Annotated in this window: 21 protein-coding genes and 1 pseudogene; 13 read left to right on the forward strand and 9 right to left on the reverse strand. The window is 74.4% G+C overall.

The features are described 5' to 3' along the window. Window positions 1-3: 3 nt before the first annotated feature. A complete protein-coding gene (locus C7M71_RS17365) occupies window positions 4-516 on the reverse strand; it encodes a DUF402 domain-containing protein (RefSeq protein ID WP_111494978.1) in 513 nt (170 codons plus the stop codon). 130 nt (window positions 517-646) lie between these two features. Then, the gene (locus C7M71_RS17370; protein ID WP_407675912.1) at window positions 647-1,477 is read right to left on the reverse strand and encodes a hypothetical protein; all 831 of its coding nucleotides are present in this window, start codon (window positions 1,475-1,477) and stop codon (window positions 647-649) included. A 172-nt stretch (window positions 1,478-1,649) separates the two neighbouring features. Here C7M71_RS17370 and C7M71_RS17375 point away from each other — a divergent pair, with 172 nt between their 5' ends. From C7M71_RS17375 to C7M71_RS17395, 4 genes are all read left to right on the forward strand, one after another. Continuing rightward, the gene (locus C7M71_RS17375) at window positions 1,650-2,603 is read left to right on the forward strand and encodes a Ppx/GppA phosphatase family protein (RefSeq protein ID WP_111494976.1); all 954 of its coding nucleotides are present in this window, start codon (window positions 1,650-1,652) and stop codon (window positions 2,601-2,603) included. A 620-nt stretch (window positions 2,604-3,223) separates the two neighbouring features. Further along, window positions 3,224-4,033: a sugar phosphate isomerase/epimerase family protein gene (locus tag C7M71_RS17385; protein WP_111492193.1), complete on the forward strand. Its 810-nt coding sequence runs from the start codon at window positions 3,224-3,226 to the stop codon at window positions 4,031-4,033. A gap of 38 nt (window positions 4,034-4,071) precedes the next feature. Then, entirely contained in the window at window positions 4,072-4,842 is a 771-nt protein-coding gene (locus C7M71_RS17390) for a class I SAM-dependent methyltransferase (RefSeq protein WP_111492192.1), read from the forward strand. Next, window positions 4,839-5,510 carry a TetR/AcrR family transcriptional regulator gene (locus C7M71_RS17395; RefSeq protein WP_111492191.1) on the forward strand — a complete coding sequence of 224 codons (672 nt, stop codon included), beginning with the start codon at window positions 4,839-4,841 and terminating at the stop codon, window positions 5,508-5,510. Before C7M71_RS17390 ends, C7M71_RS17395 begins: the two co-directional genes overlap by 4 nt. Here the strand turns inward: C7M71_RS17395 and C7M71_RS17400 are convergent. From C7M71_RS17400 to C7M71_RS17410, 3 genes and pseudogenes are all read right to left on the reverse strand, one after another. Beyond that, window positions 5,497-6,360 (reverse strand): class II fructose-bisphosphate aldolase, encoded by an 864-nt coding sequence (locus C7M71_RS17400; protein ID WP_111492190.1) that lies wholly within the window; start codon window positions 6,358-6,360, stop codon window positions 5,497-5,499. The two genes, C7M71_RS17395 and C7M71_RS17400, sit on opposite strands and share 14 nt — an antisense overlap. Window positions 6,361-6,750: 390 nt before the next feature. Continuing rightward, window positions 6,751-7,640 (reverse strand): annotated as a pseudogene (locus C7M71_RS17405) (1-phosphofructokinase family hexose kinase). Continuing rightward, window positions 7,637-8,524, reverse strand: coding sequence for an SIS domain-containing protein (locus C7M71_RS17410; RefSeq protein WP_111492188.1), 888 nt, complete (start codon window positions 8,522-8,524; stop codon window positions 7,637-7,639). Before C7M71_RS17410 ends, C7M71_RS17405 begins: the two are co-directional and overlap by 4 nt. 94 nt (window positions 8,525-8,618) lie before the next feature. On the opposite strand from C7M71_RS17410, the gene C7M71_RS17415 reads away from it, so the two are divergent. The 3 genes from C7M71_RS17415 to C7M71_RS17425 all read left to right on the forward strand — a co-directional run bounded on the left by C7M71_RS17415 (window position 8,619) and on the right by C7M71_RS17425 (window position 11,902). After that, window positions 8,619-9,407, forward strand: a complete 789-nt coding sequence (locus C7M71_RS17415; protein WP_111492187.1) for a DeoR/GlpR family DNA-binding transcription regulator — start codon at window positions 8,619-8,621, stop codon at window positions 9,405-9,407. A 90-nt stretch (window positions 9,408-9,497) separates the two neighbouring features. Continuing rightward, window positions 9,498-11,357, forward strand: a complete 1,860-nt coding sequence (ilvD, locus tag C7M71_RS17420; RefSeq protein ID WP_111492186.1) for a dihydroxy-acid dehydratase — start codon at window positions 9,498-9,500, stop codon at window positions 11,355-11,357. Window positions 11,358-11,383: 26 nt separating this feature from the next. Further along, on the forward strand, window positions 11,384-11,902 hold the full coding sequence (locus C7M71_RS17425; RefSeq protein ID WP_175607701.1) for a hypothetical protein: 519 nt from the start codon (window positions 11,384-11,386) through the stop codon (window positions 11,900-11,902). Here C7M71_RS17425 and C7M71_RS17430 read toward each other — a convergent pair. After that, window positions 11,899-12,333, reverse strand: a complete 435-nt coding sequence (locus tag C7M71_RS17430) for a hypothetical protein (protein ID WP_111492185.1) — start codon at window positions 12,331-12,333, stop codon at window positions 11,899-11,901. The genes C7M71_RS17425 and C7M71_RS17430 overlap by 4 nt on opposite strands. Window positions 12,334-12,450: 117 nt before the next feature. Here C7M71_RS17430 and C7M71_RS17435 point away from each other — a divergent pair, with 117 nt between their 5' ends. Both C7M71_RS17435 and C7M71_RS17440 read left to right on the forward strand, forming a co-directional pair. Continuing rightward, the gene (locus tag C7M71_RS17435; protein ID WP_111492184.1) at window positions 12,451-13,218 is read left to right on the forward strand and encodes an ABC transporter ATP-binding protein; all 768 of its coding nucleotides are present in this window, start codon (window positions 12,451-12,453) and stop codon (window positions 13,216-13,218) included. Continuing rightward, window positions 13,215-13,961, forward strand: coding sequence for an ABC transporter permease (locus C7M71_RS17440; protein WP_111492183.1), 747 nt, complete (start codon window positions 13,215-13,217; stop codon window positions 13,959-13,961). The genes C7M71_RS17435 and C7M71_RS17440 overlap by 4 nt, the downstream gene beginning before the upstream one ends. 3 nt (window positions 13,962-13,964) lie before the next feature. Here the strand turns inward: C7M71_RS17440 and C7M71_RS32665 are convergent, their stop codons facing one another. Then, window positions 13,965-15,608 carry an extracellular catalytic domain type 1 short-chain-length polyhydroxyalkanoate depolymerase gene (locus tag C7M71_RS32665; protein WP_111492182.1) on the reverse strand — a complete coding sequence of 548 codons (1,644 nt, stop codon included), beginning with the start codon at window positions 15,606-15,608 and terminating at the stop codon, window positions 13,965-13,967. Window positions 15,609-15,844: 236 nt separating this feature from the next. Between C7M71_RS32665 and proC the strand changes: the two genes are divergently transcribed. Both proC and C7M71_RS17455 read left to right on the forward strand, forming a co-directional pair. Further along, window positions 15,845-16,651, forward strand: a complete 807-nt coding sequence (proC, locus tag C7M71_RS17450; protein ID WP_111492181.1) for a pyrroline-5-carboxylate reductase — start codon at window positions 15,845-15,847, stop codon at window positions 16,649-16,651. 20 nt (window positions 16,652-16,671) lie between these two features. After that, window positions 16,672-17,331 (forward strand): HAD family hydrolase, encoded by a 660-nt coding sequence (locus C7M71_RS17455; protein WP_111492180.1) that lies wholly within the window; start codon window positions 16,672-16,674, stop codon window positions 17,329-17,331. Here C7M71_RS17455 and C7M71_RS17460 read toward each other — a convergent pair. Together C7M71_RS17460 and C7M71_RS17465 are read right to left on the reverse strand one after the other, a co-directional pair. Then, window positions 17,321-18,154 carry a M23 family metallopeptidase gene (locus C7M71_RS17460; RefSeq protein WP_114914411.1) on the reverse strand — a complete coding sequence of 278 codons (834 nt, stop codon included), beginning with the start codon at window positions 18,152-18,154 and terminating at the stop codon, window positions 17,321-17,323. The genes C7M71_RS17455 and C7M71_RS17460 overlap by 11 nt on opposite strands. Before the next feature lie 32 nt (window positions 18,155-18,186). After that, window positions 18,187-18,702, reverse strand: a complete 516-nt coding sequence (locus C7M71_RS17465) for a hypothetical protein (RefSeq protein WP_114914412.1) — start codon at window positions 18,700-18,702, stop codon at window positions 18,187-18,189. Between the two features lie 246 nt (window positions 18,703-18,948). On the opposite strand from C7M71_RS17465, the gene C7M71_RS17470 reads away from it, so the two are divergent. Together C7M71_RS17470 and C7M71_RS17475 are read left to right on the forward strand one after the other, a co-directional pair. Next, a complete protein-coding gene (locus tag C7M71_RS17470; protein ID WP_114914413.1) occupies window positions 18,949-20,178 on the forward strand; it encodes an MFS transporter in 1,230 nt (409 codons plus the stop codon). Between the two features lie 23 nt (window positions 20,179-20,201). Beyond that, window positions 20,202-21,452: an acetoin utilization protein AcuC gene (locus C7M71_RS17475; protein ID WP_111494914.1), complete on the forward strand. Its 1,251-nt coding sequence runs from the start codon at window positions 20,202-20,204 to the stop codon at window positions 21,450-21,452. The last annotated feature ends 201 nt before the right edge of the window (window positions 21,453-21,653 follow it).

A 21,653-nucleotide genomic window follows, 5' to 3' on the forward strand; every position in this document is an offset into this window, starting at 1 on the left:
CGGTCAGCCTCCGAGCAGCCCGGTGAAGCCGTCGTGGGAGAGCTGCTCCAGCTCGTCCAGGGCTTCGCGGGCCCGGGCCGCGGCGGCGGGGTCGCGCTGCTCGATGCCGCTGGCCTGGAACTCGTCCTCGTCGAGCCGCAGCACGGTGGAGCGGTCGGCGGAGAGCCACAGGTCGAGGTCGAGGTCCTGGACGACCAGGGCGCCGTCCCGTACCGAGGCCGGCCGGGTGACGTCGCAGTACCAGCCCTTCAGGGCGCCGTCCCCGGTGCGGACCTCCTTGACGGAGTACCAGCGGTCCCGCCAGTAGTGCTCGGTGAAGACGTCCCCCTGCTCGAACCGGACGAAGCCGAAGTCCCGGACCGGCGGCCCCGACCAGGGCGCCCTTACGGTGATCCTGGTCCCGTCGTCGCTGGTCACCACCGCCGCGTAGCGCACATCGGGGCGGGGGTGCTTGACGAGCCGCACCGTCACCTCGCTGCCCGGGGTCAGCGTTCCGGTGCTCTCCGTGTCGTGCATGGGCCCTCGTCTCCGGTCGGTCGGCGTGCGGGTCGGCGTGCCGGTCGACGTCAGCCTCGGCCATCGGAGGGCGCCGCCGCCAATGGATGTGCCGGGCCGGGCCGGTGCCGCGCCAGTGCCGGGCCGGTGCCTACCGGGGAGGGTCCGCCGGGTGCGGGGCCAGTCCACGGTCGCCTCCGGCGGCGATCCGCTGTGCGCACAGCTCGGCCAGCACCGCGTACCCGGCCGGGCCCATCAGCTCGGTGAGTTCCGGGCGGTAGCCGACATAGACCGGCTCCGACCCGCCGTGCGCCTCCGGGCTGCCGGTGCACCACCAGTGCAGGTCATGGCCGCCCGGCCCCCAGCCACGGCGGTCGTACTCGCCGATGGAGACCACCAGCACCCGGGTGTCGTCCGGGCGGTCCACCCACTCGTAGGTGCGGCGGATCGGCAGCTGCCAGCAGACGTCCGGCTTGGTCTCCAGCGGCTCGCGGTCCTCCTTGAGGGCCAGGGTGTGCAGCGCGCAGCCCGCGCCGCCGGGGAAGCCCGGCCGGTTGAGGAAGACGCAGGCGCCGTCGACCCGGCGGGTCTGCCGGTCGCCGTCCTCGTCGAGCTGGGTGATGCCGCCGTCCAGCAGCACCGAGCCGTCCGGGCCGGTGCCCAGGTGGTGGTACTGCCAGGTCTCGGGGGTCAGCCGCGCGGCGTGCCCGGCGACCCGCTGCTCGTCGTCCTCGTCCGACCAGTGGGCGCCCAGCGTGCAGCAGCCGTCGGACTCGCCCCGGCCGGGTCGGATGCCATGGCAGCCACGGCCGAAGATGCAGGCCCAGCGGGAGGTGAGCCAGGTCAGGTCGCAGCGGAAGACCTGGTCCTCGTCGGCCGGGTCGGGGAACTCCACCCAGACCCGGGGGAAGTCCAGGGGAACCTCGCGGCGGCGCGCGGCCGACTGCGGGCCGTGCGCGGTGTCCGTCTCTGCTGCTGCCACGGGCCCAGCCTATGCCCTGGCCGGAGTGCGGATCGTCCGATAAAGGTGGTTTTGTCGTGGTTCTGCGTGCGCCGCCGGGAGCGTGCGCCGTCGGAGCCTGCTTGCGGCGATGCCGGGAAGGGCGGGGGGAAGCCCGTGGAGCCGCGCGGTGGTGCGGGTAGCGTGGAGCGCTATGCGACTCGGCGTACTCGACGTAGGTTCCAACACCGTGCACTTCCTCGTGGTGGATGCCCACCCGGGTGCGCGACCGCTGCCCGCCTTCTCCACCAAGGAGGAGCTGCGGCTCGCCGAACTGCTGGACGCCGACGGCGCCATCACCGAGGACGGGGTGCATCGGCTGGTCGCGACGGTGGCCGCCGCGATGCGGGTGGCCGAGGACATGGGTGTCGAGGACGTGCTGCCGTTCGCCACCTCCGCCGTACGGGAGGCGGCCAACGGCGAGGCGGTGCTGCGGCGCGTCCAGCAGGAGACCGGGGTGGCGCTGCGGGTGCTCTCCGGGCAGGACGAGGCGCGGCTGACCTTTCTCGCCGCCCGCCGCTGGTTCGGCTGGTCCTCCGGCCGCCTGCTGGTGCTGGACATCGGCGGCGGCTCCCTGGAGATCGCCTGCGGTGTGGACGAGCAGCCCGACGTCGCGGTGTCGCTGCCGCTGGGCGCCGGCCGGCTCACCTCCACCCTGCTGCCGGGCGACCCGCCGGAGCCCGAGGACGTACGGCAGGTACGGCGCCGCATCCGCGCGGAGATCGCCCGGGTCGTCGGTGACGTCTCCCGGCTCGGCCCGGCCGACCACACCGTGGCCACCTCCAAGACCTTCAAGCAGCTCGCCCGGGTGACCGGCGCCGCCCGCTCCGAGGCAGGGCCCTTTGTGCCGCGCCGGCTCACCAAGGCCGGGCTGGAGGAGTGGGTACCGAAGATCGCCGCCATGGCGGTGGCGGAACGGGCCCGGATACCCGGGGTGTCGGAGGGCCGGGCCAGGCAGCTGCTGGCGGGCGCGCTGGTCGCCGACGCCACGATGGACCTCTTCGGGCTGACCGAGGTCGACATCTGCCCATGGGCGCTGCGCGAGGGCGTCATCCTGCGCCGCCTGGACATGATGACCGAGGCGGGCACCGGCTCCGGCGACGCTTGAAGAGACGCGCCGCTGTGGCCGGCACCGGAGGTCGGGCGGCGGTACCGGGGGCCGGAGCCGGACGGCGGAGCAGGGCGGGCCCTGCGACGGCTCGGACGGGGCGGCGGTGCCCGCGTGCGGTGACGCGGTGACCAGGGCCGTCCCGGGCGCGGTCACGTGTACGCGCGGAGCCGCATAGTCTGTCTCCCGTGGCGGATCCAGCGGACCAGGACGAGACGCGGGCGAGCCGCGCCGACCGGGACGGACCCGAACCGGAGGCCGAGCGCGAGGGGGAGGCCCGGCGTGCCGCCGGGGGAGCGGAGACGGCCAAGGCGGCGCGGGCTGCCAGGGCTGCGGCCAAGCGGGCCGAGGGCCGGGCCAGGGCCCAGGCGACCGGCGAGGCGGCCCGCCGGGTGGTGGCCAAGCGGGCGGCTGCCACCCGGGAGGCGGCGGGTGCCGCGCTGGAGGCGGCCCGGGCGCGTCGGGCGGCCGGCCGGGAGGGCGCTGACGTCAAGGGGGGCGGGGGCAGCGCGGGTGGTGGGGCGCGTGGTGCTGGTGGTGCCGGGCGTGCTGGTGGTGGTGCCGGGCGTGCTGGTGGTGCCGGTGGTGCCGGTGGTGCGGGGCGTGCTGGTGGGGGCCGGGTGAAGCGGGCTGCCGGGAAGACCAAGGTCGCCCTGTCCACCGCGTCCGTGTACCCGGAGAACACCGCCACCGCCTTCGAGATCGCCGCGCGGCTCGGCTACGACGGCGTCGAGGTCATGGTGTGGACCGACCCGGTCAGCCAGGACATCGAGGCGCTGCGCCGCCTCTCCGACCACCACGGCGTCCCGATCCTGGCCGTGCACGCCCCCTGCCTGCTCATCACCCAGCGGGTCTGGTCCACCGACCCGTGGACCAAGCTGGAGCGCGCCCGCGCCGCCGCCGAGAAGCTCGGCGCCGACACCGTCGTGGTGCACCCGCCGTTCCGCTGGCAGCGGCAGTACGCCCGGGAGTTCGTGCAGGGCGTATGGCGGATGGCCGGGGAGACCGACGTCCGCTTCGCGGTCGAGAACATGTACCCGTGGCGCTACCGCGACCGCGAGGTCCTGGCGTACGCGCCCGGCTGGGACCCCACCGACGAGGACTACCGGCACTTCACCGTCGACCTCTCCCACGCCGCCACCTCCCGGGTGGACGCCCTGGCCATGGTGGACCGGATGGGCGGCCGGCTCGCCCATGTACACCTCGCGGACGGCAGCGGGTCCGCCAAGGACGAGCACCTCATCCCCGGCCGGGGCAGCCAGCCCTGCGGTGCGGTCCTGGAACGGCTGGCCCGCAGCGGCTTCGACGGCCATGTGGTGCTGGAGGTCAACACCCGCCGCGCCGCCGGACCCGCCGAGCGGGAGGCCGATCTGGCCGAGGCGCTGGCCTTCACCAGGCTCCACCTGGCCTCGGCGGCGAACGTAGGCTGAAGCGCATCCGGTACCGGCCCGGGAAGGGGACTCCACGCATGGCCACCATCGACAAGTCCGACCTCGCCTCCTCCTTCCACAGCGTCGCGGCCGAGTACGACACCGCCCGGCCCTCCTACCCCGACGCCCTCTTCGACGCGATCGAGGAGCTGACCGGGCGCCCGCTGGCCGGCGCCGATGTACTCGACGTCGGCGCGGGCACCGGGATCTCCACCCGGGCCCTGCTCGCCCGCGGCGCCCGCGTCACCGCCGTCGAACCCACCCCCGGCATGGCCGAGCGGCTGCACGCCCTCGCCCCGGACCTGCCGCTGGTACGCGGCGACGGCAACGCCCTGCCCTTCCGGGACTCCTGCGCCGACCTGGTCGGCTACGCCCAGGCGTTCCACTGGACCGACCCGGCGCGCTCGGTACCCGAGGCGGTGCGGGTGCTGCGGCCGGGCGGCGCGCTGGCGCTGTGGTGGAACGTCAAGGACCCCGAGGTGCCGTGGGTGCGCGAGCAGTCCGCCCGGATGGCCGCCGCCTGCAAGCAGTACCACGACTACCGGGCGCCCATGGACGGGCCGGGGAACCTCGCCCGCTTCGACCTGCGGGTCGCCACCGCGACGCTGCGCTGGCAGCGACGGATATCGGTCGAGACGGCGCTGCTGGACCAGCTCTCCCGCTCCTATGTCGCGGTGCTCTCGCCGGCTGAGCGGGAGCAGGTGCTGGCCGCCGAGCGGGAGGCGCTGCTGGCGCGGTTCCCCGACGGCGTCGTCGTGGAGCCGTTCGGTCTGCACCTCACCGTCGGTGTCTCCGAGGGGCGCCCATGAGCGGGGAGGACGCGCCGCCGCGCCGCCGTGGCAGACCGGCCGGGTCGCGGGCCGGGGCGCCGCAGACCCGGGAGGTGATCCTGGCCGCCGCCCGGGCGGAGTTCGCCGCCCAGGGGTACGCCAAGGCGTCGATCCGGGGCATCGCCAGGGCTGCGGGGGTGGACCCGGCGCTGGTCCATCACCACTTCGGGAGCAAGGAGAAGCTCTTCGGCGCGGCGCTGGAACTCACTTTTGCGCCTGCGCTGGTGCTGCCGGACCTTCTGGCGGAGGGGGCGGCTGGTGCTGGTGCTGGTGCTGGTGCTGGTGCCGGGGCTGGGGCTGGGGCTGGGGCTGAGGGGGTGGGGGAGCGGCTGCTGCGGTCGTTTCTGGGGCTGTGGGAGGCGCCGGAGGTACGGGAGCGGCTGATCGCGGTGCTTCGGTCGGCGCTGACCGAGGAGCAGGCGGCGGCGATGCTGCGCGACTTCCTGGCGCGTGAGCTGCTCACCCGGATCGCCTCCCGGCTGGACGTACCCGACCCGCAGCTCCGTGCCGAGCTGGCCGCCTCCCAGATGGTCGGGCTGGCCATCGTCCGCTATGTGGTCCAGGTCGAGCCGCTGGCCTCGGCCGATCCGGAGGAGCTGGTCGCTCTGGTGGCGCCGACGTTGCAGCGGTATCTCACCGGGCGGTGAGGGGTGCGAGGGTGCCGAGCAGGGCCGTGACGGCGGCGGCCATGGCGCTGCGGCCTGCGGCCAGATAGCGGCGGGGGTCGACGGCGGCCGGGTCGGCGGCGAGGTGGGCGCGGACGGCGCCGGTCATGGCGATGTTCAGGGCCGTACCGATGTTGACCTTGGCGATGCCGGTGGCGACGGCTCGGCGGAGTTCCGGGTCGGGCAGGCCGGAGGAGCCGTGCAGCACCAGGGGCACCGTCAGGGTGTCGTGCAGCCGGGCCAGTAGTTCGTGGTCGAGGCGGGCGGTGCGGGACGTCATCGCGTGGGTGGTGCCGACGGCGACGGCCAGGGCGTCGACGCCGGTGGCGGCGACGAAGGCGCGGGCCTCGTCGGGGTCGGTGCGGGCGCCGGGGGCGTGGGCGTCCAGTGGGCCGGTTCCGTCCTTGCCGCCGACCTGGCCGAGTTCGGCTTCCAGCCAGAGGCCGTGGCGGTGGGCCCAGGTGGCGGCGGTGCGGGTGGCGGTGACGTTCTCCTCGTACGGCAGGTGGGCGGCGTCGAACATCACCGAGGTGAAGCCGCAGTCGGCGGCGAGGTGCAGCAGATCGGTGCTGCGGACGTGGTCCAGGTGCAGGGCTACGGGGACGGTGGCGTGGGCGGCTGCTTCGGCGGCGGCGCGGGCGAGGGGGGCGGGGCGGCCGTGGTGGAACCTCACGGCGTTCTCGCTGATCTGGAGGACGACCGGTGCGGCGGCGGCTTCGGCGCCTTCGATGACGGCTTCGGCGTGTTCCAGGGTGATGACGTTGAACGCGGCGACGGCGTGGTGGGCGGCGGCGGCCTGGGTGACCAGGGGGCCGGTGGCGGTGAGGGGCATGGGTGCTCCGGGGTGTGGTTTGTCGCGGGTCGGGGTGACCGGAACAGATCTCTTTTCTGCTTCGGCGCAGGCGACTGCTTTGTCGGGGTGCTGCGTGGGGGTTGGGGTTGTGTGGGCTGGTGCGGGTGTCGGCCGGTCCGGGGTGGGGGGTCCCGGGCGTCCGGTGCTCGCCGGTGTCCCCCTGCGCTCGTTCCTCGCTTCGGGGAAAACCGGCTGCATCCTCCATGGGCCCCTCCTCGCCGAAGGCGGGCAAGGAGGGAGCCCGGGACCCCCCACCCCTCCCCGTCCGCCACCCTCCGCCCGGTGGGGGGAGGGTGGCGGCGGGCGGCCGCTGTTCTGCGGATGTTGCTCTCTGGTCGGCCGGCGCCTCGCGGAAGCCCGGGTGGGGGGTCAGGGGGTGGTGAAGTGGTGGTAGGCGGTGGGGTCGAAGGTGCCGGCGTGGGGGTCAGTACGGTGGCGGCGGAGAGGGCGGCGGCGTTGGCGAGGAGGTCGGGCCAGGGGGTGGCGTCGGCGAGGCCGGCGGCGAGGGCTGCGACGACGGAGTCGCCTGCGCCGGCGGGGTTGCCGGAGAGGGTTAGGGGTGGGTGGGCCCGCCAGGTGCCGGTGGGGGTGGTGGCCAGTAGGCCGTCGGGGCCGAGGGAGGCGACCACGGACTGGGCGCCGGCGGTGCGGAGGCGGGCGGCGGCCTGGGCGGGGTCCGAGAGGCCGGTGGCGGCGCGGAGTTCGGCGGCGTTGGGTTTGACGGCGGTGGGGCGGCTGGGGAGTGCGGCGGTGAGGGCCGGGCCGGAGGTGTCGAGGACCACCGGTACGGCGTGGGCGTGGGCGAGTCGGATCAGGTCGGCGTAGGCGTCGTCGGGTGTGCCCGGTGGCAGGCTGCCGGCGAGGATCAGCGCCTGGGCGCCGGGCAGCAGGTCTGTGAGCCGGGTCCGCAGGGCGGCCCATTCGGCTGGGTGGAGCGTCGGGCCGGGTTCGTTGAGCAGGGTGGTGTCGGTGGTGTCGGCGACCGCGATGGTGCGGCGGGTCTCGCCGCTGATCGGCACCCGGGCGTAGGGGATGCCGGAGTGGCGGAGGTCGTCCTCGACCGCTGCCCCGGTGGCGCCGCCGAGCGGGACGAGGGCGAGGACGGGTCGGCCGAGGGCGTGCAGTACCCGGGCCGCGTTGACGCCCTTGCCGCCTGCCTGCTGGGCGACGTCGGTCACCCGGTGTTCGGCGTGCGGGCGGAAGCCGGGCACGGTGTAGGTGATGTCCAGTGCCGGGTTGGGGGTCAGGGTGAGGATCATCGGGGTGCGGTGAGGACCACGGACCGGGTGAGGTGGCGCGGGTGGTCCGGGTCGAGGCCGCGTGCGGTGGCGCGGGCGGCGGCGAGGCGCTGGACCCGGACCAGGTCGGCGAGCGGGTCGAGGCGGCTCTGCTCCCAGTGGGCGCCGGTGGCCCGGACCTGGTCCGCGAGGCCGTCTGGGGCGGCGCCGAAGATCCAGGTGGCGGTGGTGGCGCCGCTGATGCTGATGGGGCCGTGGCGGTACTCCATGGCCGGGTAGGACTCGGTCCAGGAGAGCGAGGCTTCCTTCATCTTGAGTGCTGCCTCATGGGCGAGGCCGACCGTCCAGCCGCGGCCGAGGAAGGTGAACTGGGTGCGGTCCAGGAGGTCGGCGGGCAGCGGCTCGGCGAGGGCGGTCTCCGCGTCCTGGACGGCGGCGTCGGTGTGCAGGCCGAGGTGGGCGCGGAGCAGGGTGAGCGCGGTGGTGGCGAAGCGGGTCTGGACCACCGAGCGTTCATCGGCGAAGTCCAGCACCACGGCGGCGTCGGCGGCGGCCATCACGGGGGTGTCGGGGTCGGCGGTGAGGGCGGTGGTGCGGGTGGTGCCGCGGAGCCGGGTGAGCAGGTCCAGTACCTCGGTGGTGGTGCCGGAGCGGGTGAGGGCCACGATCCGGTCGTAGCGGCGGGCCGAGGGGAACTCGGAGGCGGCGAAGGCGTCGGTCTCGCCCTGCCCGGACTCCTCGCGCAGCGCGGCGTAGGACTGCGCCATGTAGAGGGAGGTGCCGCAGCCCACGACGGCGACCCGCTCGCCGGCTGCCGGGAGTGCTTCGGGCTGGGTGGCGGCCAGCTCGGCGGCGCGGCGCCAGCACTCCGGTTGGCTGGCTGTCTCGGTTGTGAGGTGGCTCATGGGTGCTCCCTTGTTTTTTTGTGCACGATAGCCGGGAGTTTCGAGCAACTTCAAGCATATGAGACCCTTGGCGAGGTCGGAGTTGGGAGTGGTTGTGTCCAGGGATGCCCGGTGGAGTGCGCTGCTGGAGCTGCTTGCGCGGCACGGCCGGGTGGAGGTCGAGGACGCGGCGGCTGCCCTGGAGGTGTCGGCCGCGACCATCCGCCGCGACCTGGACCAGCTCGCCGAGCAGCAGATGGTCACCCGCACCCGGGGTGGCGCGGTGGCGCACGGTGTCTCGTATGAGCTGCCGCTGCGGTACAAGACGGCGCGGCACGCCTCGGAGAAGCAGCGGATCGGCCGGGCGGTGGCCGATCTGGTGGCGGTCGGCGAGGTGGTGGGGCTGACCGGGGGGACCACCGTCACGGAGGTGGCCCGGGCCCTGGCGGCGCGGGCGGACATCTCCGGGGACACCGGTCGGGGGCCGGCCCTGACGGTGGTGACCAATGCCCTGAACATCGCCAATGAGCTGGTGATCCGGCCGCAGGTGAAGACGGTTGTCACCGGTGGGGTGGTCCGACCGCAGTCCTATGAGCTGACCGGGCCCTTGGCGAGCGGGGTGCTGGCGGAGGTCGCCCTGGATGTGGCGGTGCTGGGCGTCAATGCGATCGACCTTGAGCAGGGGGCGTACGTCCACCATGAGGGCGAGGCCGGGATCAACCGGCTGCTCGCCGAGCGGGCGCGGCGGGTGGTGGTGGCCGCCGACTCCTCGAAGATCGGCCAACGGGCCTTCGCCCGGGTCTGCCCGCTCGGCCTGATCGATGTGCTGGTCACCGACCGGGGGATCGCGGACGGGGCGGTGGCCCGGCTCGGCGAGGCCGGGGTCTCGGTGGTGGCTGTCTGACATGCGGACGAAGTGTCCAGATGGCGGCCGGAGGGGCGTACGCTCGACGGAGTAGTGCAGTGCTGTCAGGCTTGATGGGAGTGGAGCAAGGTGCCCGAGCTGAGGTCGCGTACGGTCACCCACGGCCGCAACATGGCGGGCGCCCGCGCCCTTCTCCGGGCGGCCGGTGTAGCCCGGGAGGACTTCGGCAAGCCGATCGTGGCGGTCGCCAACAGCTTCACCGAGTTCGTGCCCGGCCACACCCATCTCCAGCCGGTGGGGCGGATCGTCTCCGAGGCGGTCAAGGCGGCGGGCGGCATCCCCCGGGAGTTCAACACCATCGCGGTGGACGACGGCATCGCCATGGGCCACGGCGGCATGCTCTACTCGCTGCCGTCCCGCGACCTGATCGCGGACTCCGTGGAGTACATGGTCAACGCGCACTGCGCGGACGCCCTGATCTGCATCTCCAACTGCGACAAGATCACCCCGGGCATGCTGATGGCCGCGCTGCGGCTCAACATCCCCACTGTCTTCGTCTCCGGCGGCCCCATGGAGGCCGGCAAGGCGGTGCTGGTGGACGGCACCGTCCGCAAGCTCGACCTGATCAACGCCATCGCCGACGCGGTCAATGAGTCGGTCTCGGACGAGGACATCCTCCGCATCGAGGAGAACGCCTGCCCGACCTGCGGCTCCTGCTCGGGCATGTTCACCGCCAACTCGATGAACTGCCTCACCGAGGCGATGGGCCTCTCGCTCCCCGGCAACGGCTCGGTGCTGGCCACCCACACCGCCCGCCGGGCGCTGTACGAGAACGCCGGCCGCACCGTGGTCGAGATCACCGAGCGGTACTACGGGCAGGACGACGAGACCGTGCTGCCGCGCGCCATCGCCACCCGGGCCGCGTTCGACAACGCCATGGCGCTGGACATCGCCATGGGCGGCTCCACCAACACCATCCTCCACCTGCTCGCCGCCGCCCAGGAGGCCGAGCTGGACTACGGGCTGGACGACATCGACGCCGTGTCGCGGCGGGTGCCGTGCCTGGCCAAGGTGGCGCCCAATGTCGCCCCCGGCGGCACGTACTACATGGAGGACGTGCACCGGGCGGGCGGCATCCCCGCGATCCTGGGTGAGCTCTACCGGGCCGGGCTGCTGGAGGAGGATGTGCACTCGGTGCACAGCCCGTCGCTGGCGGACTGGCTGAAGACCTGGGACGTGCGCGGCGGCTCGCCGTCCGACGAGGCCGTGGAGCTGTGGCACGCCGCCCCCGGGTGCGTCCGCTCCGCCGAGGCGTTCTCGCAGTCCGAGCGGTGGGAGACGCTGGACACCGATGCGGCCGGCGGCTGCATCCGCGACATCGAGCACGCCTACTCCAAGGACGGCGGCCTCGCCGTGCTCCGGGGCAACCTGGCGGTCGACGGCTGCGTGGTGAAGACGGCGGGCGTCGACGAGTCGATCCTGGTCTTCCAGGGCCCGGCCGTGGTGGTGGACTCGCAGGAGGCCGCCGTGGAGGCCATCCTCAGCAAGCGGATCAAGGAGGGCGACGTGGTGGTCATCCGCTACGAGGGCCCCAAGGGCGGTCCGGGCATGCAGGAGATGCTCTACCCGACGTCCTTCCTCAAGGGCCGTGGCCTGGGCAAGGCATGTGCGCTGGTCACCGACGGCCGCTTCTCCGGCGGTACCTCGGGCCTCTCCATCGGGCACGCCTCCCCGGAGGCGGCGTCCGGCGGCACCATCGCGCTGGTGCGGGACGGCGACCTGATCTCGATCGACATCCCCGGCCGGTCGATCCGGCTGGAGGTCTCCGACGAGGAGCTGGCGGAGCGCCGGGCGGCGCTGGAGGCCGAGGGCGGCTACCGGCCCAAGGACCGGCAGCGGGCGGTCTCGGCGGCGCTGCGCGCATACGCGGCGATGGCGACCTCCGCCGACAAGGGCGCGGTGCGGGACCTGAGCAGGCTGGAGGGCTGACCTCCGGGCGGGGGATAATCGGTGCCGTGACCGACGACCGAGCCCCCGCCACCCCGTCCGACGAGCCCCGGCCGGAGCCGGTGCGGTTCTTCGGCACGTCCTGGGTCGCGCACGGCTCCGGCTACCTGGTGCGGCGGGTCGCGGTGGCGGCCGGTGCGCTGCTCGCCGTGGCGGCAGGGGTGCTGGTGATGTGGCTAGCGGTCTCCGGCGTGATGATCTCGGGCGCCGGAGCCTTCGTCAATGTGCTGCTGGTGGCGGCCGTACTGGTCTGCTCATGCCTGGCGGCGGCGCGTACCTGGCGCATCCTCACGGCGGGCCGGGAGACGCTGGACGGCTGGATGGCCGACGACCGGGCGCTGGGCCCGATCAGGATCGTGGGCTGGGTGGGCACGCTGGCGGCGTACTTCGTACGCTCCCTGGCCGAGGCCCCCGGCGAGGCGGCGGCCCGCGCCCGCCACCGGGCGGCGCTGGCCGCGTACGAGCGCCGCAGGTCGGCGCGGAGCGGCCGCCCGGGGGCGGCGAAGCGCAGGGGCCGCAGGGGTTAGTCGCGGTTCCGCGAACGGGTCACCGAGCCGACCACGCCGACCACCAGCGCCAGCAGGGCGGCACGCCAGATGCCGTCCCAGACGCTGGCGAAGACGGACTCGGTGGACAGCAGGGTGCGCGCGACCACGTCCAGCACCAGCAGCATCCCGGCCGGGACGGCCGCGACCCGCCATGGGTGCCGGGCGGCCCAGCGGCGCAGTCGGTGGTCCCCGCCGCTGCGGCCGAGCACCGAGCCGACGCCGCCGATCAGGAAGAAGAGGAAGAGGGCGAGGCTGACCGGTCCCGCGAGGATGCTCAGGGACCAGTGGCCGGTGACCACGTCGATGCCGAGGGCGGCGGCGCCGCCCAGGGTGCCGACGGCCGCAGCGGTGCGCCAGGGCCCGAGAGTCGCCGATGCGACGGCGAGCTGCCGGGTCTCACTCCGTGTCATGTCTCCGTGTGCCATACCTCTCACGGTGCGCTCGGCGACGCGCCCGCGCCATAGGGGACAACCCTGATTCTTCCCGCATCCCTTGACCGGGCAGCCCTGGCGGTAGATATTCAACGCATGATGAATAACTTGGCGGTACGGGCCCAGGGCCTCACCGCCGTACGCGGCGGCCGTACCGTCCTGGACGGCCTCGACTTCACCGTCCTCCGGTCCACGGTCACCGGGCTGCTCGGGCCCTCCGGATGCGGCAAGTCCACGCTGATGCGCACCCTGGTCGGCGTGCAGGCCGGGGTCACCGGCACCGCCGAGGTCCTCGGCCTGCCCGCCGGCCACCCCGAACTGCGCCACCGGGTCGGCTATGTCACCCAGGCGCCGTCCGTCTACACCGACCTCTCCGTCCGGGAGAACCTCGCCTACTACGCCGAGGTGCTCGCCCCCGGCCGCGCCCACCGCCGGTCCCGCGCCGAGGCCGTCGACCGCGCCCTGGCCGAGGTCGACCTGGCCGACCACGCCGACGCGCTGGCCGGCAACCTCTCCGGCGGCCAGCGCAGCCGGGTCTCGCTGGCCGTCGCCCTGCTCGGCACCGGCACCGGGCAGCGCCCCGAACTGCTGGTGCTGGACGAACCCACCGTCGGCCTCGACCCGGTGCTCCGCCGCGACCTGTGGAGCCTCTTCCACCGGCTCGCCGACGAGGGCACCGCCGTCCTGGTCTCCAGCCATGTCATGGACGAGGCCGAGCGCTGCCGGCGCCTGCTGCTGCTCCGCGACGGCCGGCTGCTCGCCGACGACACCCCCGACGCACTGCTCACCCGTACCGGCGCCGCCGATGTCGAGGACGCCTTCCTGCGTCTGGTGGAGACCCACGCCGAGGAGGTCCGGTCATGACCGCCTTCAGCCCGGCCCGCACCGCCGCCACCGCCCGCCGGGTGCTGCGGCAGCTGCGCCACGACCCGCGCACCATCGCGCTGCTGCTCATCGTCCCGTGCCTGCTGCTGGCCCTGCTCTCCTGGGTCTTCCAGGACTCCCCGCAGGTCTTCGACCGGATCGGCGCCCCGCTGCTGGGGTTCTTCCCCTTCACGGTGATGTTCCTGGTCACCTCGGTCGCCACGCTGCGTGAACGCTCCTCCGGCACCCTGGAGCGGCTGCTCTCCATGCCGCTCGGCAAGCTCGACCTGCTGCTGGGCTACGCCCTGGCCTTCGGCGCGCTCGCCGTGGTCCAGGCCGGGATCGCCACCGGCCTGGCCGTCGGACTGCTCGGCCTGGACATTGCCGGCTCGGTCTGGGCGCTGCTGCTGGTCGCCGTCCTCAACGCCGTGCTGGGCACCTCGATCGGCCTCTTCACCAGCGCCTTCGCCCGGACCGAGTTCCAGGCGGTGCAGTTCCTGCCGGCCGTGATCCTGCCGCAGCTGCTGCTCTGCGGCCTCTTTGCGCCACGCGGGCGGATGCCGTCGGTCCTCGGCGCGGTCTCCGACGTCCTGCCGCTCTCCTACGCGGTGGACGCCATGGCGCAGGTCGCCGCCCGGACGAGCCTGGGCGGCGACTTCGCCCGCGATGTCGCTGTCATCGCCGGCTGTATCGTCGCCGCCCTGGCCCTCGGTGCCGCTACGCTGCGCCGGCGCACTCCATAGCGGTCAGCGGTACTCCACCGTCAGCGTCGCCTTGGCGCCGTGCTGGAGGAAGACATACGCCAGGGCGGTCTGCGGCCGCTCGAACGCCAGCCGCAGCTGGGTGGTGCCGGTGCGGTCGATCGCGGCCAGCCCGGCGGCGGAGAAGGCGGACGAGGTCTGCGTACCGGACGAGAACGCCCCGACCTCCGCCACCCCGGCAGCGGTCGGCGCGGCGGCCCAGTCGGCGGCCTCGGTCGAGCAGGTGGTGCCGAAGCAGCCGCTGCGCACATCCACCAGCAGCCGGTTGCCGGCCGGGCTGGTCCACGGGTTGCCGACGCTGCTGCCGTACGCCACGGTCAGCCGGGCGCCGGTGACGGTGGCGCCGGCCGGGATGCGGGAGGTGTCGAAGGAGAGCAGGGTCCGGTTGTACTGGCCGTCGGCGCCCCGGCCGACGGCCAGGCCCATGGTGCTCTCCAGCGGGCCGACCGAGGCGCTGCCGCCGTCGGCGGTCGCCTTGACATAGCCGTCACGGGCGTCGTCGTTGGCGAGGGTGAGCGTGGTGGTGCTGCCGTCGGTGGGGGTGGCGGTGGGCGTCGGGGTGGGGGTGAGCGTCGGGGTGGCGGTCGGGGTGGGCGTGGGCGTCGGCGTGGGGGTGCCGGTGGAGCCGTCCAGGCCCCAGAAGTGGCCGATCCAGTAGGAGGCGCAGATGTGCACATTCAGGATGTACGCCCCGGCGGTGCCGCACTGGGTGGCGCCGCTGCCCGGGTCCACCGGCTGACCGTGGCCCATGCCGGTGATGGTGTACGTCTCCACCCGGGGGCTGCCCGAGGCGTCCGTGTACACCCGGTGCGGGTAGCCGGCCACCGTGTCGCTGATGTCGGCGGTCTGGTCGACGCCATTGGCGTCGGTCCACTGCTTCATCAGCTCACCGAGGTTGGTGGTCTTCACGGTGTAGTCGGCGTCGCCCTGCCAGAGCGACACCTTCGGCCGGGCCCCGGTCCACGACGGGTAGGCGGAGCGCACCAGGTCGCCCCACTGCTTGGGGGTCTGGTTCTTGCCCAGGGTCATGCAGTCCACCGACGCCTCGTTCACCGAGGAGGCGCAGCGGTACGGCAGACCGGCCACCACACCGCCGCCCGCGAAGACGTCCGGGTAGTCGGCCAGCAGCGCCGCCGTCATCGCCCCGCCCGCGGAGAGCCCGGTGACATAGACCCGGCCCGCGTCGGTGCCGTAGTCCGCCTTCATCCGGTCGACCATCTGACGGATCGACAGCGCCTCGCCCTGGTCGCGGGAGAAGTCACCGGCCTGGAACCAGTTGAAGCAGGAGGTGGAGTTGTTGGACGACTGCTGCTGCGGCAGCACCAGCGAGAAGCCCCACTGGTCGGCCCACTTGGTCCAGCCGGTCTCGTCGTCGTACGCGGCGGCCGACTGGGCACAGCCGTGCAGCGCCAGCACCAGCGGCCGACCGGAGGGCAGGCCGTCCGGTACATAGCGGTACATCTGGAGGTTCCCCGGATTGGACCCGAACCCGGTGACCTGCACCAGCGACGCGGCATGCGCGGCGGTCGCGCCACCCGGGCCCAGGCCCAGCACGGCGGCGACCACGGCGACCACGCCCAGTACGGCCACTGCGGCGGAACGGATGGATCTGCGGTGCGCTGTCCTCATGGCGGCTCCTCGCTCGTCTTCCGGCCGACGCCACTGCGCCCCGCCCCTGGCGTCCCCGAGACGGTAGGGGCCGCCGGGGCGGCCGGGGCACGGTACGGAGGGCCACCGCCGGGCCCACCCGGTGTGGCTCCGACACATTGCCGACCGGTCCGCCACGTGGACGTGGCCGACCGGCGGCCCGGCCCGGTGCGAGGATGGGCCCGCAACCGCCCGTAAGACGACGAGGTGAGCCGCCCATGACCCAGACAGTCGCCGTCCTCGGTGCCGGCAAGATCGGCGAGGCGCTGGTCTCCGGCCTGCTGCGGGCCGGTCAGGCACCGGCCGATGTCCTGGTCACCGCCCGCCGCCCGGAGCGGGCGGCGGAACTGCACCGGCGGTACGGCGTGGAGGCGGTCTCCAACGAGCAGGCCGCCAAGGCCGCCGACACCCTCATCCTCACCGTCAAGCCGCAGGACATGGGCGCCCTGCTGGACGAGCTGGCCCCGCATGTGCCCGCCGACCGGCTGGTGGTCTCGGGTGCGGCCGGCGTCCCCACCGGCTGGTTCGAGCAGCGGCTGGCGCCGGGCACCCCGGTGGTCCGGGTGATGACCAACACCCCGGTGCTGGTGGACGAGGCGATGAGCGTCATCTCGGCCGGCGCGCACGCCACCGAGGAGCATCTGCGGCGCACCGAGGAGATCTTCCGGCACGTCGGCCGGACGGTACGGGTGCCCGAGTCCCAGCAGGACGCCGCCACCGCGCTCTCCGGCTCCGGCCCGGCCTACTTCTACCTGCTGGTGGAGGCGATGACCGACGCGGGCATCCTGCTGGGCCTGCCCCGCACCGTCGCCCACGACCTGATCGTGCAGTCCGCGATCGGCGCCTCCGTGATGCTGCGCGACTCCGGTGAGCACCCGGTCAAGCTGCGCGAGGCCGTCACCTCACCGGCCGGCACCACCATCGCCGCCATCCGCGAGCTGGAGAACCACGGCGTACGCGCCGCCTTCCTGGCCGCCCTGGAGGCCGCCCGCGACCGCTCCCGGGAGCTGGCCGGCGGCAGGTAGCCGCCGCCTAGAGTGGCCGGGTGCGCTACGACCTGGTGATCCTGGACAACGACGGGGTGCTCTGCGACAGCGAGCCCATCTCCAACCGGGTGCTGGCCGAGTACCTGACCGAACTCGGCCACCCCACCACCTTCGACGACTCGGTGCGGGACTTCCTGGGCACGGCGTCGCACCACATCCACGACGTGGTGCGGGAGCGGTCCGGGCGGGCCCTGCCGGACGGCTTCGACGACCTGTACCACGCCCGGGTCTTCGCCGCCTTCGAGGCCGAGCTGGCCGCCGTGGCCGGAGCCGAGGGCCTGCTGAAGGCGCTGGCCGCGTACGAGGTCCCGTACTGCCTGGCCTCCTCCGCCCCGCACGCCTGGATCCGCACCGCCCTGGACCGGGTGGGCCTGCGCGGCCACCTCCCGGAGGACCGGATCTTCAGCGCCGAGGACGTCGGCCGGGGCAAGCCCGCCCCCGACCTCTTTCTGCACGCCGCCCGGGTGATGGGGGCGGACCCGGCGGGCTGCGCGGTGGTGGAGGACAGCCCCAACGGCGTCCTCGCGGCCCGCGCCGCCGGCATGGACGTGTACGGCTACGCGGCCCTGACGCCCGCCGCCCGGCTCGGCGCGGCCGGTGCGACCGCGCTCTTCACGGAGATGGCGGAGCTGCCGGGGCTGCTGGGGATCAGCCGCTGACGGTGAAGCGGCGCCCGCGCAGCGGCACACCCGAAAGCTCGGCGAGGCGGAGCGGGAGGGCGGTGCCGGACCCCGGTGAGCAGCTGGAGGTGCGGGTCTCCACGCGGAGGTGGAGCAGCGGTTCGCCGCCGGTGTCCCCGGAGTTGCCCACGGCGGCCAGCATGGTCCCGGCCGTGACCCGGGCGCCGACCGGCACCCGCAGGGAGCCCGGCCGCAGATGCGCCAGCACCACCAGGGCCCGGCCGGTGTCCACGGCGATGTGGTTGCCCAGCGGATGCGCCGGGTCGACGCTGCCGGGCTCGTTGTCGGGGAGGCCGTCCACGGCCACCGCCACAATGCCGTCGCAGGGGCTGCGCACCGGGTGGCCGTAGGCCGCATAGCTCTCGTTGGCGGCGGGCATCAGGCCGAGCGCGCGGCGGCGGCGCCACCGCAGGCCGCTGCCGAGCACCGTCAGGTCGCAGCCGTGGTGGGCAGCGCGCCCGCAGGGGTCGGCGGCATGCCGGTTGACGGTGGGCCCGCCGGCCTGGAGCAGGCAGACGGTGCCGCCGCGCAGCGGTGACTCCAGCACCAGCGGCGGGTCGCCGGGGCCGCTGCGGGGGCGGCAGCGGAGGGCGGTCCAGGCGGCGGCGGCCAGTACGGCGAGCGGCGGCAGCAGCGCCAGCGGCGCGCGCAGGTCCCACGGCAGCCCGGCGGCGGGCACCCGCAGTCCGGCGGCCAGCGGACCGGCCACGGCGGCGGCGGGCAGCAGCCGCCCGTACGGGGGCAGGGCGTGCCAGGGGCCGAGGCGCAGCAGGCACCAGGTGGCGGCGAGCCCGGCGAGCACCAGCAGCAGCCAGTCGGTCGCCGATCCGGCGGTCAGCGCCAGGGCCAGTTGCAGCGCCGCCCAGCCGACGGTGGCCGCAGTGGCCTGGGTGTACCGCTGGGCGGTGGCCCGCCGGGTCCGGGCTGCGGTGGAGACCGGGACCGGCGGGCGCGGCGGCGGCGCCGCCGGGGCGGACTCGGGCGCCCGGCGGGGCGCGGCGGCTCGGGGGCCGTCTGGTGGCGGGCGGTCAGCGCGGCCGGGCCGAGGACCAGGGAGGTGAGCAGCCCGGTGCCGTCCAGCCGGGCCCAGAGCAGCTCGCTGCCGTCCGCGCACTGCACCCGCCACAGCCCCCGGTACGGCTGCACCGACCGGACGGCGCCATGACGCTCCCGCAGCTGGTCGGCCATCAGCTGGAGCCGGTCCACGGGGACCCTGGCGAGCAGCGCCGGGGCAAAGGCGTCGGGAGGCAGCTGCGGGGCCGTCAGGACGGCCGTGAGCACGTCCTGGAGGGTCCTGTCGACCGGCCGGCGGCGGCCGTGCAGGAGCTGGGGACCGAGAGTGCGCACCATCCCCACGATGTGTCCTCATCTCTGCCGAAGGGCCTCTGTCTACGGCACTCACTCTCACCGTAAGCAGCCGGGGGCGCAAAACATGGCAACTCACCCCAATGGCGCCAGAACGGATGGCGCTCCGCCCGCGCTCGAAAACCGTTGCGATCGGCGGGGCGGCACCCCTCCCGGAGCCGGGCCGCAGGCCCTACGCTCGCGCCAGCGTTTCCAGAGGCCGGTGATCCGGCCGACGACGGGGGTGGGGCCATGGAGGTCACCGGACGGCTGCGGCAGGCCCGCGCGGCCCTGCTGGTCAGCTTCCTCTGCCAGGGCGTCGCCTTCGCCCTGCTGGTCACCCGCATCCCCGCCGTACAGAGCCGGTACGGCGTCAGCGACGCGCTGCTCCCGGTCTTCCTGGCCGCCGTACCGGTGCTCGCCGGGGTCGGCTCCATCGCCTCCGAGCACGTGGTCCGGCGCACCTCGGCCCGGGCGGTGCTGCGCGCGGTGCAGCCGCTGGTCTGCCTCTCCCTGGTCGGAGTCGGCGCGGGTGACACGGTGTGGCAGCTGGCCCTGTCGCTGGCCGCCTTCGGACTGATGGTCGGCGCCCTCGACGCCTCCATGAACATGCTGGGCGTGGGCCTCCAGAACCGCTATGGACGCTCCATCATGCTGGGCTTCCACGCCGCCTTCAGCCTCGGCGGGATCGTCGGCGCCTCGCTGGCCTGGGCCGGGGCGCACTGGCACCTCTCGCTGTACACCCTCTTCGGCGGGTCGGCGGCGGTGCTGGTCCCGGTGGTGCTCGCCGCGTCCACCCGGTACGCGGGCCCGGCGGAGCTGGCCGGCGCCGAGCCGGAGGCCGCCGCGCGGGAGGCCGCCGCGCGGGAGGCCGCCGAGGCGGCGGGCCGCACCCTCCCCTGGCGGCCGCTGCTGCCGCTCTGCTTCGCCATGGCCGCCGCGTACATCGCCGACGCCACCGTCTCCAACTGGAGCGCCAAGTACCTCCAGGACACCCTGCACAGCTCCGAGGAACTGGCCACCGTCCCGTACAACGCCTACATGGTGACCATGCTGCTCGGCCGGGCCCTCGGCGACGCCGGGGTGCAGCGCTGGGGCGCCGTGGCCGTGGTGCGCGCCGGGGCGGTGCTCTCCGCGCTCGGCTTCGCGGTCGCCGCGGCAGCGCCCGGGCCATGGACCGGAATCCTTGGATTCACCCTGCTGGGGGTGGGCCTGTGCGCCATTGTGCCGCAGGTCTTCGCGGCCGGCGGGCGGCGCTTCCCCGACGCCTCGGACGCCGCCGTGGCCCGCCTCAACCTCTTCAACTACGTCGGTTTCCTGATCGGCTCGCCGCTGGTCGGCGCGGTCGGCGACGCCGGCTCCTACCGGGCCGCGCTGGCCGTCCCGCTGGTCCTGGTCCTCACCGTGCTGCTGGTCTCCCGGGCCTTCGCCCCGCAGACGCGGCCGGAGGCCGCCGCCGTCGTGCCCACGGAGACCCGCTGACCGGCTCCGCTACCGTGGCGGCCATGCCCGACGCCGTCCCCGCCGCCCAGCCCCGCCGCGCCGTCTGCGGCCTCCGCCTCCAGTGGGACGAGGGGGTCACCGCCTACGACTTCGGCCGGGGCCACCCCATGGACCCGGTGCGGCTCGCCCTCACCATGCGGCTGGTGGAGGCGTTCGGGCTCACCACGGCGCCCGGCGTCACCGTGTCGGCCGCCGCCCCGGCGGGCGACTCCACCCTGCGGCTGGTCCACGACCAGGCGTACATCGACGCCGTCCGCCGCACCGCCGAGCACTGGCAGGACCCGGCCCGGTACGAGCCGCGGTACGGCCTGGGCACCGAGGACAACCCGGCCTTCCCCGGCATGCACACCGCCTCCGCGCTGATCGCCGGTCAGTCGGTCGCCGCCGCCGAGGCGGTCTGGCCCGCCCCCGGCACGCCCGGCGACCGCCCCCGCCCACTGCATGCCGTCAACTTCGCCGGCGGGCTGCACCATGCCATGCCCGACCGGGCCTCCGGGTTCTGCGTCTACAACGACGCCTCGCTGGCCATCGCCCGGCTGCTGGAACTGGGCGCGGAACGGGTGGCCTATGTGGACATCGACGTCCACCACGGCGACGGGGTGCAGGCGGCGTTCTGGAACGACCCCCGGGTGCTCACCGTCTCGCTGCACGAGCACCCCGCCACCCTCTTTCCGCAGACCGGCTGGGTCGGCGAGACCGGCGGCCCGGACGCCCCCGGCAGCGCGGTCAACGTCCCGCTGCCGCCCGGCACCGGCGACTCCGGCTGGCTGCGCGCCTTCCATGCCACCGTCCCCGAACTGCTCGCCGCCTTCCGGCCGCAGGTCCTGGTCAGCCAGCACGGCGCCGACACCCATGCCGAGGACCCGCTGGCCCACCTCGCCGTCTCGCTGGACGCCCAGCGCGCCCTGGCCGTCTCCCTCCACGACCTGGCCCACCGCCATGCCGACGGCCGCTGGATCGCCCTCGGCGGCGGCGGGTACGCGGTGGTCGAGGTGGTGCCCCGGATCTGGACCCACCTCACCGCCATCGCCGCCGGCCGCCCCATCGACCCCGCCGCCGACACCCCGGCCGAGTGGCGCGCGGAGGTCTACCGGCGCACCCGGCAGCAGGCGCCGTACCGGATGACCGACGGCCGCCACCCGGTCCGCTGGCCGGACTTCGGCGAGACCGGCTACGACCCCGCCGACCGGCTGGACCAGGCGATCCTGGCCGCCCGCCGTGAAGCCTTTCCGTACCACGGCCTGATGCCCTGACCGCCTGATGCCCTGACCGCCTGATGTCCTGAGCACCTGACGTCCTGACCGCCTCGCGCACCCCCGGCGCATGCGCCGCCGCCGGATGCGCCCCTCGCACTCCCGCGCCTGCCCTGTGCTTCCGCGAGCGGTTCCCCGGGGTCGCGGCCACCGGAGGCGTCGACAGCGGTGCGCGACCGGCGTACTACGAGGTGCCGAGCG

Origin of the sequence: Peterkaempfera bronchialis (genome assembly GCF_003258605.2) — a bacterium.
Taxonomy (GTDB): domain Bacteria; phylum Actinomycetota; class Actinomycetes; order Streptomycetales; family Streptomycetaceae; genus Peterkaempfera; species Peterkaempfera bronchialis.

What these genes read in the sequence shown, in the direction of transcription:
- C7M71_RS17435 (WP_111492184.1), top strand. Translation starts at nt 12,451, where the DNA reads ATGATGAATAACTTGGCGGTACGGGCCCAGGGCCTCACCGCCGTACGC.
- C7M71_RS17440 (WP_111492183.1), top strand. Translation starts at nt 13,215, where the DNA reads ATGACCGCCTTCAGCCCGGCCCGCACCGCCGCCACCGCCCGCCGGGTG.
- proC (WP_111492181.1), top strand. Translation starts at nt 15,845, where the DNA reads ATGACCCAGACAGTCGCCGTCCTCGGTGCCGGCAAGATCGGCGAGGCG.
- C7M71_RS17400 (WP_111492190.1), bottom strand. Translation starts at nt 6,360, where the DNA reads ATGCCCCTCACCGCCACCGGCCCCCTGGTCACCCAGGCCGCCGCCGCC.
- C7M71_RS17470 (WP_114914413.1), top strand. Translation starts at nt 18,949, where the DNA reads ATGGAGGTCACCGGACGGCTGCGGCAGGCCCGCGCGGCCCTGCTGGTC.
- C7M71_RS17390 (WP_111492192.1), top strand. Translation starts at nt 4,072, where the DNA reads ATGGCCACCATCGACAAGTCCGACCTCGCCTCCTCCTTCCACAGCGTC.
- C7M71_RS17365 (WP_111494978.1), bottom strand. Translation starts at nt 516, where the DNA reads ATGCACGACACGGAGAGCACCGGAACGCTGACCCCGGGCAGCGAGGTG.
- C7M71_RS17410 (WP_111492188.1), bottom strand. Translation starts at nt 8,524, where the DNA reads ATGAGCCACCTCACAACCGAGACAGCCAGCCAACCGGAGTGCTGGCGC.
- C7M71_RS17465 (WP_114914412.1), bottom strand. Translation starts at nt 18,702, where the DNA reads ATGGTGCGCACTCTCGGTCCCCAGCTCCTGCACGGCCGCCGCCGGCCG.
- C7M71_RS17475 (WP_111494914.1), top strand. Translation starts at nt 20,202, where the DNA reads ATGCCCGACGCCGTCCCCGCCGCCCAGCCCCGCCGCGCCGTCTGCGGC.
- C7M71_RS17375 (WP_111494976.1), top strand. Translation starts at nt 1,650, where the DNA reads ATGCGACTCGGCGTACTCGACGTAGGTTCCAACACCGTGCACTTCCTC.
- C7M71_RS17395 (WP_111492191.1), top strand. Translation starts at nt 4,839, where the DNA reads ATGAGCGGGGAGGACGCGCCGCCGCGCCGCCGTGGCAGACCGGCCGGG.
- C7M71_RS17430 (WP_111492185.1), bottom strand. Translation starts at nt 12,333, where the DNA reads ATGACACGGAGTGAGACCCGGCAGCTCGCCGTCGCATCGGCGACTCTC.
- C7M71_RS32665 (WP_111492182.1), bottom strand. Translation starts at nt 15,608, where the DNA reads ATGAGGACAGCGCACCGCAGATCCATCCGTTCCGCCGCAGTGGCCGTA.